The 14,945-nt window shown below is 46.0% G+C and carries 10 protein-coding genes; 9 read left to right on the plus strand and 1 reads right to left on the minus strand.

Annotated features, from left to right (window positions below; genetic code table 11):
• Positions 1-410: 410 nt before the first annotated feature.
• The 8 genes from sdhC (at position 411) to sucD (ending at position 10,297) form a co-directional block, all read left to right on the plus strand.
• Complete coding sequence (gene sdhC / locus AC3RV5_RS09850; RefSeq protein ID WP_489731748.1) at positions 411-785, plus strand: succinate dehydrogenase, cytochrome b556 subunit; 375 nt, start codon at positions 411-413, stop codon at positions 783-785.
• A complete protein-coding gene (gene sdhD, locus AC3RV5_RS09855; protein ID WP_489731749.1) occupies positions 779-1,126 on the plus strand; it encodes a succinate dehydrogenase, hydrophobic membrane anchor protein in 348 nt (115 codons plus the stop codon). The genes sdhC and sdhD overlap by 7 nt, the downstream gene beginning before the upstream one ends.
• Positions 1,127-2,896 carry a succinate dehydrogenase flavoprotein subunit gene (gene sdhA / locus AC3RV5_RS09860; protein ID WP_489731750.1) on the plus strand — a complete coding sequence of 590 codons (1,770 nt, stop codon included), beginning with the start codon at positions 1,127-1,129 and terminating at the stop codon, positions 2,894-2,896.
• Positions 2,897-2,910: 14 nt separating this feature from the next.
• Positions 2,911-3,621, plus strand: coding sequence for a succinate dehydrogenase iron-sulfur subunit (locus AC3RV5_RS09865; RefSeq protein ID WP_489731751.1), 711 nt, complete (start codon positions 2,911-2,913; stop codon positions 3,619-3,621).
• Between the two features lie 177 nt (positions 3,622-3,798).
• Positions 3,799-6,621, plus strand: a complete 2,823-nt coding sequence (gene sucA, locus AC3RV5_RS09870; protein ID WP_489731752.1) for a 2-oxoglutarate dehydrogenase E1 component — start codon at positions 3,799-3,801, stop codon at positions 6,619-6,621.
• A 9-nt stretch (positions 6,622-6,630) separates the two neighbouring features.
• Entirely contained in the window at positions 6,631-8,133 is a 1,503-nt protein-coding gene (gene odhB, locus AC3RV5_RS09875) for a 2-oxoglutarate dehydrogenase complex dihydrolipoyllysine-residue succinyltransferase (RefSeq protein ID WP_489731753.1), read from the plus strand.
• A gap of 125 nt (positions 8,134-8,258) precedes the next feature.
• Positions 8,259-9,428 carry an ADP-forming succinate--CoA ligase subunit beta gene (gene sucC, locus AC3RV5_RS09880; RefSeq protein WP_489731754.1) on the plus strand — a complete coding sequence of 390 codons (1,170 nt, stop codon included), beginning with the start codon at positions 8,259-8,261 and terminating at the stop codon, positions 9,426-9,428.
• On the plus strand, positions 9,425-10,297 hold the full coding sequence (sucD, locus tag AC3RV5_RS09885; RefSeq protein ID WP_489731755.1) for a succinate--CoA ligase subunit alpha: 873 nt from the start codon (positions 9,425-9,427) through the stop codon (positions 10,295-10,297). The genes sucC and sucD overlap by 4 nt, the downstream gene beginning before the upstream one ends.
• A 51-nt stretch (positions 10,298-10,348) precedes the next feature.
• Here the strand turns inward: sucD and AC3RV5_RS09890 are convergent, their stop codons facing one another.
• Positions 10,349-11,386 carry a cupin-like domain-containing protein gene (locus AC3RV5_RS09890; protein WP_489731756.1) on the minus strand — a complete coding sequence of 346 codons (1,038 nt, stop codon included), beginning with the start codon at positions 11,384-11,386 and terminating at the stop codon, positions 10,349-10,351.
• 575 nt (positions 11,387-11,961) lie between these two features.
• Here AC3RV5_RS09890 and AC3RV5_RS09895 point away from each other — a divergent pair.
• Positions 11,962-14,865, plus strand: coding sequence for a TonB-dependent receptor (locus AC3RV5_RS09895; RefSeq protein WP_489731757.1), 2,904 nt, complete (start codon positions 11,962-11,964; stop codon positions 14,863-14,865).
• The last annotated feature ends 80 nt before the right edge of the window (positions 14,866-14,945 follow it).

Raw genomic sequence — 14,945 nt, forward strand, 5'->3', positions numbered from 1 at the left:
GTATTGCTCTCCTCAGAAAGTTCTGTTTGCGATAAACCGAATTATGTGCTGATTATCGGGGGAATTTGCCGGTATTTGTACTTATATTGTCTGAATAAGTCAATTTAAAACCAGTTACACGCAAAAATTATTCACTTTAAATCAACCTGAAAATATGTCTTGTCTTGCTTTGAATATTTCTCTGTGAATGCAAGCCGTTAATATCGAACAATAATTGTATTTAGGGACATCGCTGGATATACTGCGGGTCGTCGTCTGACACTTGTAAACACGAACAATAATAGCCACATATTGTTTACAAGTTGGTAACAATTCAGTCGATGGAATACATGTTCTTTAAGCGATTGTTAGAGTGCAACACGCTAACAAACAATGACTAGACAACCTACGGGTATAACAGGCATCCAAACGTGAAAAAGCAGAGACCAGTTAATTTACAACTTAATACGATCAGTTTTCCTCCCGCAGCAATTACTTCTATCTTACATCGCGTAACAGGCGTGGCAATGTTTTTTGCGCTGCTGTTTGTGATCTGGGCATGGGCAGAATCTGTGTCCTCTCCTGAAGGTTTTGCCATGGTGCAGGACCAAATGTCAGGGATCCTAGGCAAGATAATCGCTATCGGTTCGATTTCAGCACTGACCTATCATATTCTCGGTGGCTTGCGTCACATGGTGATGGACATGGGTTATTGGGAAGAAATTGAATCAGGCAACAATAGTGCCAAAGCCATTATCATTCTGTGGATCATATTAACCGTCGTGGTAGGAGTTCTATTATGGTAACTAACCAAGCTAGTTTAAAACGTGATGGCGTGCAGGATTACGTCACCGTGCGCACAACCGCACTCATTATGACTGCTTTTTCTTTTTACCTGCTGTGGTACTTTCTAAGCACACCTGTGGTGACGTTTGAAAGTTGGCAGGGCTTGTTTTCTACTTTGGCTATGAAAGTTTTCACTTTTGCTGCTCTGGTTTCCGTGATGTTACATATCCGCATCGGTATGTGGCAAGTGTTGACTGATTATGTAAAAGCGTCAGGGCTACGTGCCTTAATACAGTTTGTTATCAATCTAGTGGCTTTCGTTTACGTAGCCGTGGGTTTGTTTGTTTTGTGGGGTCTATAAATGGGAATTCCAGTTCACGAGTTTGACGCAGTCGTCATCGGAGCAGGCGGCGCAGGTATGCGTGCGGCACTGCAAATTTCAGAATCGGGTAAATCCTGTGCCTTATTATCAAAAGTATTTCCAACCCGTTCACATACTGTTTCTGCCCAAGGCGGGATAACGGTTGCTCTGGGCAATTCCCATGAAGATAACTGGGAATGGCATATGTATGACACTGTTAAGGGGTCAGACTACATAGGTGACCAAGACGCCATTGAATACATGTGTAACACCGGTCCGGCGGCCATTATCGAAATGGAAAATATGGGTCTGCCATTTTCACGTTTTGAGAATGGTAAAATCTACCAACGTCCGTTTGGTGGACAATCCCAGAATTTCGGAGGCGAGCAAGGTGCACGCACCGCCGCAGCAGCAGACAGAACCGGCCATGCCTTGTTGCATTTGCTGTATCAGCAAAACGTCAAAAACAAAACCAAAGTATTTAGCGAATGGTATGCACTGGATTTGGTAAAAAACCAAGACGGTGATGTAGTGGGTACGACTGCCATTGATATCGAAAGTGGCGAAGTCGTTTTTTTCAAAGCCAAAGCAGTGGTGTTAGCCACCGGTGGCGCCGGGCGTATTTTTGCTTCTACTACTAATGCCCATATCAACACGGGTGATGGTGTAGGCATGGCTATACGTGCTGGTGTGCCCATGCAAGATATGGAAATGTGGCAATTCCACCCAACCGGCATTGCTGGCGCAGGCACCCTGGTAACTGAAGGTTGTCGTGGTGAAGGCGGTTACTTATTGAATAAAGATGGCGAGCGTTTTATGGAACGTTACGCACCTAATGCCAAAGACTTGGCTGGCCGGGATGTTGTTGCCCGCTCGATGATGACCGAAATTCGCGAGGGTCGCGGCTTTGATGGACCTTTGGGACCGCACTTGAAACTGAAACTTGATCACTTGGGTAAAGAAGTCCTGGAATCACGTTTACCCGGCATACTTGAGTTATCTCGTACTTTTGCCCACGTTGATCCCGTCAAAGATCCTATTCCGGTTATCCCTACTTGTCATTATATGATGGGCGGTATTCCCACTAACGTTGACGGTCAAGCATTAAGTATTGATCCTCAAGGTAATATTAAACCTATCCAGGGATTATTTGCTTGTGGTGAAATTGCCTGTGTCTCCGTGCACGGCGCTAACCGCCTGGGTGGTAACTCACTGCTTGATTTGGTGGTATTTGGCCGGGCGACCGGACTACATCTGGGCAAAGCTATCGATGGCATCGATAGTCGCGATCCGACTCAAGAAGACATAGATGCAGCGCTTAGCCGTTTTAATCGCTGGGAAAATTCTGAAGTGGGTAAAGGAGAAGATCCGGTGCAAATCAAGAAGGATTTGCAAAGTTGTATGCAACTGAACTTCTCGGTATTTCGCGAGGGTGAGTCGATGGCACAAGGTCTCAAAGAGCTCGGTGAAATCCGTGAACGCCTCAAAAATGCCCGTTTGGATGATAAAAGCAGCGATTTCAATACCATGCGAATTGAATGTTTAGAATTAGATAACCTTATGGAAACGGCATACAGTACCGCTGTGGCCGCTAATTTTCGTACCGAGAGTCGCGGTGCACATAGTCGTTTTGACTTCCCAGATCGGGACGATGAAAACTGGCTGTGTCATTCGGTTTACTTACCACAGGGCGATGTGATGCTCAAACGCGAAGTAAATATGTCACCAAAACTACGTGAAGCTTTTCCACCTAAAGCTAGAACTTACTAAGGGGAGTTAGACACATGCAATTGACTTTTTCTGTTTATCGTTACAACCCAGACGTAGACAATGCTCCACGTATGCAGGACTATAAACTTGAAGTAGAAGAAGGCCAGGATATGATGGTCCTTGATGCTTTGATAGCCTTAAAAGAACAAGATCCAACCTTGTCTTTCCGTCGTTCATGCCGTGAAGGCGTGTGTGGCTCTGACGGGGTGAATATGAATGGCAAAAATGGGTTAGCCTGTATCACGCCATTGTCGGCGCTGGGCAAAAAGAAACTCGTCATACGCCCATTACCTGGCTTGCCCGTGGTGCGTGATTTAGTTGTGGATCTTAGCCAGTTTTATACTCAGTACGAGAAAATTAAACCGTTTTTGATCAACGATGATAATCTCCCCCCCGCCCGGGAGTTTTTACAATCCCCCGAGGAACGTGAAAAGTTAGATGGTTTGTATGAGTGTATTTTATGCGCCTGCTGCTCTTCCTCTTGTCCGTCTTTCTGGTGGAATCCAGATAAGTTCATAGGACCAGCAGGATTGTTAAATGCGTACCGTTTTCTGGCGGACAGCCGCGATACCGCTACTGAAGCTCGTTTGAGTGAATTGGATGACGCCTTTAGTGTTTTTCGTTGTCATGGGATCATGAACTGCGTCAGCGTATGTCCCAAAGGTCTCAATCCGACGAAGGCAATTGGTAAGATAAAGTCTTTGCTGTTACAACGGGCTGTTTAGTTTTAAATTCTGTAAGTTAATTATGCAGAATGGTATTGTCTAAATAGCCATCCCAAACGGGTGGCTATTTTTTTAGTTAATAACTAAAAAAAATTAAGGTTGGCATCTGCAAACCGGTAAAGGTCGTGTGCATCAGCACATATAATTGTGAGTCTTAATCCAAATCAAGGGACAACAATGCAACAAAGCGTGATGAAAGCATGGTGGGACTCTTCTCACATGGCTGGTGGCAACGCTGCTTATGTCGAAGAATTATACGAAGCATATCTAGAAGACGCTAAAAGTGTATCTGACGAGTGGCGTGCTATTTTCGATCAATTACCTAAAGTAGACGGCGTGGAGCTTGAGTCAAATCATAGTGAAATACGCAGTCAATTTAGAGAATTAGCCGCATTAGGTCCGATGGCGCGAACGGGAAGCAAAGATACGGGCACAGTAAGTTCAGGAGACGAGAAACAAGTCAAAGTCTTGCAACTGATTAATGCTTACCGATTTCGGGGGCACCAACATGCGAATCTGGATCCGTTGGAGTTGTGGAAACAACCTCGGGTAAGAGATTTAGAGTTATCGCATCACTCCTTAAGCGAACAAGATTTCGATTCAGTGTTCAATGTCGGCTCCTATGCTATCGGGCAAGATAGTATGAAACTGGGTGACTTGTTCAAATCTTTAAATACTACCTATTGCGGTTCTATCGGCACTGAATATATGCATATCACCGACACAGAACAAAAGCGTTGGTTACAACAACGTATTGAGTCTGTGCAGGCCAAACCGAAAATTGAGCGAGATGACAAAGTCTCAATCTTAAAAGGTTTAATTGCCGCCGATGGTATGGAAAAATATCTGGGCGCGAAATTCCCCGGTGCCAAACGTTTCTCTCTCGAAGGTGGGGATGCATTGGTACCCATGCTCAAGGGCCTGATTAGTCATGCCGGCGTGTGCGGAACCAAAGAAGTCGTGGTAGGTATGGCCCACCGTGGTCGAATAAACGTATTGGTCAATGTTCTGGGCAAAAACCCCTCTGTATTATTCGATGAATTCTCGGGTAAACACGATGACAGTCTAGGCGCCGGTGACGTAAAATATCACGCGGGTTATTCCTCTGATTTTGCGACACCCGGCGGTAACCTGCACCTGGCGTTGGCGTTTAATCCATCACATTTAGAAATAGTTAACCCGGTTGTCATTGGTTCTGTGCGGGCGCGACTTGATCGCAGAAACTGTAGCGATGGCTCGCTGGTATTGCCTATTACTATTCATGGTGATTCGGCTATAGCCGGCCAGGGTGTGGTGCAAGAAACCTTCAATATGTCCCAGACGCGAGGCTTCAAAGTAGGCGGTACGGTACGCATAGTGATCAACAACCAAGTTGGTTTTACTACCTCTAATATCGAAGATGCCCGCTCTACTCAATATTGCACCGACATTGCAAAAATGGTGCAAGCACCTATATTCCATGTCAATTCAGACGATCCCGAAGCGGTGATGTTTGTGACCAAACTGGCCTTAGATTACCGCAACAAGTTTAAACGTGATGTGGTTATCGATCTGGTTTGTTACCGTCGTCATGGTCACAACGAAGCCGATGAGCCCAGCGCGACTCAGCCGTTAATGTACAAAAAAATTAAAAAACATCCGGTACCGCGTCAGATTTATGCGGATCAGTTGTTGGCTGAAGGTTCAATCGATGCCCACGAAATTGAAAAGTTGGTAACAGATTACCGCGCAGCCTTAGATCATGGAGCTTGTGTAGTCGAAGAGTGGCGGCCTATGACCGAACATTCGGTGGATTGGACCCCTTATTTGGGACACGATTGGGATGTGCCCTATGATAGTGATATCAGTGTGGACAAAATACGCCAATTGGGTCAGAAGTTATGCAGCTTTCCTGAAAGAGTTAAGCTGCAATCCCGGGTAGCCAAACTCTATCAAGACCGCACTGCCATGATGGAAGGGGAAAAACCCCTGGATTGGGGCATGGCCGAAAATCTTGCTTACGCCTCGATAGTCGATCGTGGCTTGGATATCCGCATGACGGGGCAAGACTCTGGACGGGGAACCTTTTTCCACCGTCATGCTGTGCTTCACAGCCAAACAGACGGAGAAGCCTATATGCCCCTGGCGCATTTGCACGAAGAGCAAGGCACCATGGAAATATACGACTCAGTGTTATCGGAAGCCGCCGTATTGGCCTTCGAATTTGGTTATGCCACCGCAGAGCCTGGTACGTTAACGATATGGGAAGCCCAGTTTGGCGATTTTGCTAACGGTGCCCAGGTAGTGATTGATCAGTTTTTAAGTTCAGGTGAAGCCAAGTGGGGCCGTTTGTGTGGACTGACCATGTTGTTACCTCATGGTTACGAAGGACAGGGGCCAGAACATAGCTCGGCGCGTCTGGAACGTTTCCTACAGATGTGCGCCGATCACAACTGGCAAGTCTGTGTGCCTTCAACGCCGGCTCAAGTGTTTAACATGCTTCGTCGTCAGGCTATTCGCCCCATGCGCAAGCCGTTGATTGTTATGTCACCCAAGTCGTTGCTGCGTCATCCCCTAGCTGTGTCTAGTCTGGAAGAACTGGCGTTAGGCGTGTTTCACAATGTCATTGATGAAATCGACGACATCGACCCGGCCAAAGTAAAAAGGGTGGTGATGTGTTCCGGTAAAGTTTATTACGATTTACTTGATCAAAGACGCAAAAATGAGCAACAGGATGTGGCTATTGTGCGTATAGAACAGCTCTATCCGTTCCCCCACGCCGAAATTGCCCCAATAGTGAGCAAATTCGAGCATGTATCAGATTGGGTCTGGTGTCAGGAAGAGCCGCAAAACCAGGGTGCCTGGTATTGCAGCCAACATCACTTTTACTCGGCCATACCTCAGGGGGCGAAATTGACTTACACTGGCCGTAATGCGTCCGCATCACCAGCGGTAGGTTATATATCTGTTCACAACCAACAGCAAAAAGACTTGGTTGATGATGCATTAACAATTAAGTAAGGAACCAGTATGACAATAGAAATAAAAGTACCGGTATTGCCAGAATCAGTGGCTGATGCATCTATCGCCACTTGGCATGTAAAGGTTGGTGAGCAGGTAAGTCGCGATCAAAATTTGGTCGACATAGAAACCGACAAAGTCGTACTCGAAGTTGTGGCCCCAGCCGATGGTGTGCTTAGCGAGATCCTCGAGGCCCAAGGTGAAACTGTTCTTGGTGAGCAGGTTATCGCCAAATTTGAAGAAGGGGCAGGGGCGGCACAAGCCAAATCCCCTAGTCCAGCCCCAGCAGAACAAAAATCCAGTAATAATAAATCCAGTAATAAAGGTGAGTCAGTGGAGATAAAAGTACCGGTTTTGCCCGAATCAGTGGCAGATGCAACCATAGCAACTTGGCATGTTCAGCCTGGTGAGGCGATTTCTCGTGACCAGAATTTGGTTGATATCGAAACAGATAAAGTCGTTCTGGAAGTCGTTGCCCCAGCAGATGGTACCTTGAGCGAAATTCTCGCCCAAGAAGGCGAAACAGTAATGGGTGAGCAAGTTATCGCTAACTTCACTGCCGGTTCCGCGCCAGCCAAGTCAGAATCAACGACTTCAAGTACGGCCGCAGAGTCTGCCAGCACTGAAGAGAACGATGCTCTTAGTCCTTCTGTTCGTCGCCTATTGGCAGAAAAAGGCATTGATGCTTCGAATATCAAAGGGTCAGGCAAAGGCGGTAGAGTCACAAAAGAAGATGTGGAAAAATCCCTGAGCGCGCCCAGTCCGGCTAAAGCTCCAGCTCCTGAAAAATCTGCACCTAGCTTGGGCGGTGAACGCACAGAAAAACGGGTGCCGATGACCCGTCTGCGTAAAACCATCGCTACGCGCCTGTTAGAGGCTAAAAACTCTACGGCCATGTTGACTACCTTTAACGAAGTTAACATGAAACCCATCATGGACTTGCGCAAGCAATACCAGGAAAGTTTCGAGAAGCGCCACGGTATTCGTCTGGGTTTTATGTCTTTTTATGTTAAAGCCGTCACTGAAGCCTTGAAACGTTTCCCCGAAGTGAATGCCTCGATTGATGGGGACGACATCTGTTATCACAACTATTTCGATATCTCTATCGCAGTCTCCACTCCCCGGGGGTTAGTAACACCCATTTTGCGTGATTGCGATACTCTGGGCATGGCAGGTATTGAAGGCGGTATTAAAGAACTTGCCCTTAAGGGCCGAGATGGAAAACTGACCATGGCCGATATGCAAGGCGGTAATTTCACTATTACCAACGGCGGCGTATTTGGTTCGTTGTTGTCTACCCCTATCATTAACCTGCCACAAAGCGCCATCTTGGGTATGCATAAAATCCAGGATCGGCCTATGGCAGTCAATGGCAAAGTGGAAATTTTGCCAATGATGTATTTAGCACTTTCTTATGATCACAGAATAATAGACGGTAAAGAGTCGGTTAGCTTTCTGGTGACGATCAAAGAAATGTTAGAAGATCCTACCCGTCTGTTACTAGACGTTTAATCGGGTCAAGATAGGTAAATTATCTAATTTACCTATCGTCTCGCCGCTGTTGTACCTATAATATCGGCTACTAAAATCAAGTTGCTCAAGGCGGCTTTTTCCTTAAATAAAACGGATAGAAAACCATGAATTTGCATGAATATCAGGGTAAACAGTTATTCGCCGAATACGGTTTGCCTGTATCTGAAGGTTATGCTGCGGAAACTCCGCAGGCAGCAGTAGAAGCTGCAGATCGCATTGGCGGTACGCAATGGGTGGTTAAATGTCAGGTTCACGCTGGCGGCCGCGGTAAAGCGGGTGGTGTGAAACTGGTTAAAACCAAAGACGAGATTAAACAGTTTGCACAACACTGGTTGGGCAAAAACTTGGTGACTTACCAAACAGATGAGGCTGGTCAACCAGTTGGCAAGATTTTGGTCGAAAGCTGTACCGATATTGCCCAGGAACTGTATTTGGGCGCCGTTGTCGACCGAGCTTCTCGCCGTGTGGTATTCATGGCTTCCACTGAAGGTGGAGTGGAAATCGAGAAAGTAGCGGAAGAAACGCCAGAAAAAATTCTTAAGGCTGAAATTGATCCCCTGGTAGGTGCTCAACCTTATCAAGCACGTGAAATTGCTTTCAAACTGGGTCTTAAAGGCGTACAAATTAAACAATTCACCCAAATCTTCATGGGTTTGGCCAAGTTGTTTGAAGAGAAAGACGTCGCACTTATCGAAGTAAACCCGCTAGTAATTAAAACTGACGGCAACCTTCATTGCCTGGACGCAAAAATAACGATAGATAGCAACGCTATGTATCGCCAGGCTAAATTGCAAGACATGCACGATCCATCTCAAGAAGATGCCCGTGAAGCCCAAGCCGCTAAGTGGGAACTTAACTACGTTGCGCTTGATGGCAATATCGGTTGCATGGTTAACGGTGCAGGCCTGGCAATGGGCACGATGGATATCGTTAACTTGCACGGCGGTTCACCTGCAAACTTCCTGGACGTTGGCGGCGGTGCCACTAAAGAACGTGTTGCTGAAGCATTTAAAATTATCCTTTCTGATTCCAATGTTAAAGCCGTTTTGGTCAACATCTTTGGCGGTATCGTTCGTTGTGACATGATCGCAGAAGGTATTATTGGCGCGGTTAAAGAAGTCGGCGTTACTATTCCAGTGGTTGTACGTTTAGAAGGTACTAATGCTGAGCTGGGTCGTGACGTTCTTGCGAACTCAGGCCTGGACATCATCGCTGCTTCTAGTTTAACGGATGCTGCAAAACAAGTTGTTAAAGCTGCCGGAGGTGCTGCATGAGCGTACTAATCGATAAAAACACCAAGGTAATCTGTCAAGGTTTCACTGGTGGACAAGGTACTTTCCATTCTGAACAAGCCATTGAATATGGTACGCAAATGGTTGGGGGGGTGACGCCTGGTAAAGGCGGCACCACTCACCTTGGTTTGCCTGTGTTTAACACAGTGCGTGAAGCGGTAGAACAAACCGGCGCAACAGCGACTGTTATCTATGTGCCAGCGCCTTTTTGTAAAGATTCTATTATTGAAGCTGCGGATGCGGGTATCGAGTTGATCGTTTGTATCACCGAAGGTATTCCAACCATGGACATGTTGTACGTTAAAGAATACGTAAACGGTAAAGGCGTACGGATGATCGGGCCAAACTGCCCAGGCGTTATCACTCCGGGCGAATGTAAAATCGGTATTATGCCGGGCCATATTCACAAGCCAGGTAAAGTCGGTATCGTTTCACGTTCAGGTACCTTGACGTATGAAGCCGTTAAACAAACCACAGACGAAGGTTTTGGTCAATCTACCTGTGTGGGTATCGGTGGCGACCCTATCCCGGGTTCAAACTTCATCGATATTCTGCAGATGTTCCAGGACGATCCTAAAACTGAAGCTATCGTGATGATTGGTGAAATCGGTGGAACGGCTGAAGAAGAAGCGGCGGCGTACATTAAAGCTAACATCACTAAACCTGTGGTTTCTTACATTGCTGGTGTAACCGCACCTGCTGGCAAACGTATGGGGCACGCTGGAGCAATCATCTCTGGCGGTAAAGGTACCGCTGACGACAAATTTAAAGCGCTGGAAGATGCAGGTGTTAAAACCGTGCGCTCTCTTGCGGAAATTGGTCAAGGCCTGCGGGAAATTACCGGTTGGTAAGCTCCCGTTAGTTAGCTAAAAAACCCGCTTTTGTAGCGGGTTTTTTATTATTTAACCTAAAAGTTTTGCCAACCACTGATGAACTTGATGGCTGACTTTATCAGTGTACGGGCCCAAAATACCTTTAGCTGCATGGGGGAGATGTGCACCGGGATCGGTGTCTTTATCAAACACGTAATGTTCTAACATACTTCGCCAGGCTTGTTGCTGTTCATAGGGCTGGCTTTTCAAGGCTTGAATGGCATGGATAAGCATAGGAAAGGGCAGTGCGGTGGATACCTGGTTGCCGCTCCACCAATAATTGATCAACACATTTAAATCGCTCAGCGATTCAACATGATGCCACCAGGGAGAGGGTATATAGATGGCATCGCCTGGTTCAAGCTCAACGGAGCGCCCCTGTTTGTAGGCTTGCGCATATTTCGGATGTTTGCTTAAATCTGGAGCGCGCAGGTTAACCAGGCTGATGGGCTGACCAGCCGGAGTAAATTCTAAGGGGCCAACATATAGGTTTTTTACCTGTTCGGGTGGGAACAAGGTAAAGCGGCGCTTTCCACCGGCTACCACGGCTATATTGTGCGCCTCATCAAAATGGGCGGCCACGGTAACGCTATTCCCGATCCAGATAAAAGGGTGACTTTGGGGTAACAACGGGTTACTCAGCTGTGATCCAAGTGCGGGTAAGTAATCTTTTATACGGACACTCTGCAGACAAAATCGGTCAGTAGTGCCGCCACGTGTGAAGCGCTGCATTTGCTCGAGGCTTTGAGTAATGGTGGCCTGGGCGACTTTGAAGTTCATACCAGTAAGTGCTGAATTATAAAACATGCGCCCTTGGGTTTCACTGGGCAAGTTCACTAGTTGAAGCGGTTTTTGGCTATCGAAGCCTAGTAAGTACTGACATAATGCGCTATCTGAGCTTTGTGCATTTTGCACTATCGGCCACTTCGCCCCAAAGCCTCTTAATACCGCCGGTTGGTAAATGTCGGTGATTTTTTGCGCGAAGTTGGTCTGGTTAACATCCCGCACTTCTCTTGGTGCTGGCATGTTTTCCAAACAACCCCAATCAGTATCATCTTGGTTATTCATTTTTAGTATTCTATTTTCCGTCGAATTGGCAGGCTACCACAGCTGGCCCGGCACTTACATTGGCACCCTTATTCCAATCTGAAAGGATATGCACGTTGCTTATGCATTCATCCATGAAACCGTATGTTTATTCGCTATACTCATTCGCCATGCAATTTCAATGATTTTACGTATATTCAGTTAGTCTCTATTAGCGCTACTAATTTTTGGCCCACTACATAACTCAGCTTAACTCTGCCAAATGTTAGCTATACTAGGTAGGTTATACGGATCCCATATTTTCCGGGGGACTGATTAATTGTTTTTTGCGGTAAATTAAATGGTCGTTTTAAAGTTTTAGATTTGTCTTAATATTGTTTGCACGCCATAGTTTTTTGATGATTTTTTTGACCTTGCCAGCGTATCAACTGTTAATTAAAGGTTGGTTATTTTTACTGAATACGTATGCAAAGCATTGAGGCACAACTCACCCAGGCTGTACTATCCGTTCAAGTAAACAAAGCTATAACAATTGACTACAAGTTATTAACTAAGAGTCAAGTTTTACCTTATCGCCATCTGAACAGGACACACACATGAAAAATTTTAAACCCAATTTAATTAAGGTCGCGCTGATCTCAAGCGGTTTTGCATTCGGTCTTTCGCCTGTTGCTTTTGCCCAGGAAGCCACTGCTGACACAGCCGGTGAAGATACTGAAATCATTCAAGTTACGGGTATCCGTGGCTCACTGGTGCGAGCGCAGGCCATTAAAATGGAAAGTTCATCAATCGTTGAGGCCTTGTCGGCAGAAGATATTGGTAAATTGCCCGATACCAGTGTAGCTGAATCTCTTGCCCGCCTACCAGGCTTAGCCGGTGAACGTCGAAACGGTCGTACCAGTGGTTTGTCGGTTCGTGGTTTTAATGAAAATTATGTGGGTACTTCTTTAAATGGCCGTGAGTTGCTGGGTATGGGAGATAACCGTGGGGTAGAATTCGATTTATATCCCACGGAAATTATTTCCAATATTTTGGTATACAAAACACCGGAAGCTGGCTTATTAACCCAAGGCGTGGGTGGCACAATTGACCTGCAAACGGTAAAACCTCTGGGAATGGAACGCAATATTACGGTTAACGCCACCCTAGAACAGAACGAAAAGGAATCCGGTAATCCTGATTATGACAACGATGGTCACCGTTTTTCCTTAAACTACGTTGATTCCTTTGCCGACGACACCCTGGGTGTCGCGTTGACTATTGCTTCTATGGAAACTCCTCGACAGGAAGAGCAGTTCCGTGGCTGGGGATACGCAACGGTTAATACCACCCCGATCGGAGAAGAGGGGCATAATCCACGTCGAGAAAACGACCCAGTTGATGTTCCACCAGGTACAGTCGTTTTAGGCGGACATGATTCATTCACTCGTTCAGCATTGTTGGAGCGTGACTCAATCGCTGCCGTTATTCAGTGGGCTCCAACCGATAAATTAATGATCCAACTTGATGCACTTTATATCGATTTTGAAGAAAACGACGTTAAACGTGGCTTGGAAGAAGGTGGGGCTGAATGGGGAGTAGGTGGCAACTATGACATTACCGGTGTTGAAAATGGTTTGGTTACTTCCGGAAATTATGATGGTTTCTACTCAGTTATTCGTAACGACGGTAAGTCTCAAAAGTCGGATTTGACTACCATTGGCTTAAACATTGAATATCAATTGAGTGATGACTGGGCTGTCGAGTTGGACTTCTCAACAGGTAAGGTTGAGAAAAAGATAACCGATATTGAAAGTTACTCAGGGGTAGGTCGCGCTGGAATTGACGGCCGCCCGCTTACGGCTCGCTCATGGGAAATGACTTCAACTGGAGCTGTTTTTAGTGATCACCCCACTATTGCGCCCTTAGATTTAACCGATCCGAGTTTGATTACATTGGCTGGTCCACAAGGCTGGGGCGGCGCATTAGCACCGCTTCCTACTTTTCAGGATACGGGTACAGGTTTTGGTCCCAGTACTGCTCAAGATGGCTTCATTAACGATGCGGATTTTGAGGAAGATTTAGACAGTCTTCGTTTACAAGCACAGGGCTTTGTTGAGTGGGGTATCTTTACTGGCTTTGAAGCAGGTATAGCTTATTCTGACCGTTCAAAAACGAAAATTAATACCGGTGTGTTTTTGACCGCTCCCACTTGGCCAGGTGAAGGCCCTATTCCAGATGTGCTGGGTGTAGCTGATCTTAGTTTTATTGGCATAAACGGTGTGCTTGCCTATGACAGTTTGGGTCTTTACAACAGCGGCTATTACATTGAATCTGATGCTCAGCTTCTGGATAATGCCAGGTTGGGTGATACCTATACAGTTGATGAGGAACTCATCACTGTCTATGCGAAGTTGGATATAAACACTGAAATAGGTGACGTTTTTGTTCGCGGTAATATTGGCTTGCAAATAGTTGATACGGATCAAAGCGCGACGGGATTTAGCGGTATAACGGGCGCAGATGGATTTACCCAGGAAATACCGGTTTCTGGTGGCGATAGTTATACAGACGTGTTACCTAGCGTGAATTTGAGTTTTGAAATTGCTGACGGTCAGTTTATTAAAACCGCTGCATCGAAAGTGCTTAGTCGTCCACGCATGGATGATATGAAACCCAATAATCAAGTTGCTTTTGCATTTAATGACTCAAATATTTTGGAGCCAGAAGATGTTAGTAACACAGCCTGGTCTGGTTCATCGGGTAATCCGTTGCTAAAACCACTGGAAGCTAATCAGTTTGATTTAGCCTATGAAAATTACTTTGCGGACGATGGCTTTTTCGCTGTTAGCTTTTTCTATAAAGATTTGAAAAACTGGCACCGTAATTCAGCAGTTGTGACCGATTTCTCGGAGTTCTATATTCCTGAGTTCCATCTTTCTTCGGGAGAGCATGACATTAATGATGATGGTGTTGAAGATGGGCCTTTGCCACCTGCACTTTTCACCGGTGTGGTAACAGGCCGAGAAGATGGTTTGCAGGGCTTCGTAAGAGGTTGGGAATTTCAGGGCAGTGTTCCACTTAATATTATTCATGATTCATTAGATGGATTTGGTGTTTTCGCCAGTGCCACCTTCCTTGATGGCCAGCTAGATGACGGAGGTCGTGTTCCTGGTCTATCAGAAGAGATATACAGTATTACTGCCTATTATGAAAAAGCTGGTTTTGAGTTCCGTATATCAGGTACAAAGCGCGATGCGTTCCTGTCAGAAACCCGTGGTCTAAGTTTAGCGCTTGTTAATGCCACAGATCAGGGTGCTGAGCTTATAGATGCACAAATTGGCTATAACTTTGATGAGTCCGGTATTGAATCACTCAAAGGTCTAAGTATTTCGCTACAAGCTCAAAACTTGACTGATGAAGATACCGTGCAAACTGGCAACGATATCGATCCGCGGCAAATCACTCAGTACCAATCATTTGGTGCTAACTACTTGTTGAGTATGAACTACACGTTTTAAGTGTGGCAGCAAATGGCAGAGAAATTCTGCCATTTAATCAAGGATCTGTTGCTCAGGTCTTTTAATTTAAAACCCCATCT

The organism is Paraglaciecola sp. IT1134 (assembly GCF_058068185.1).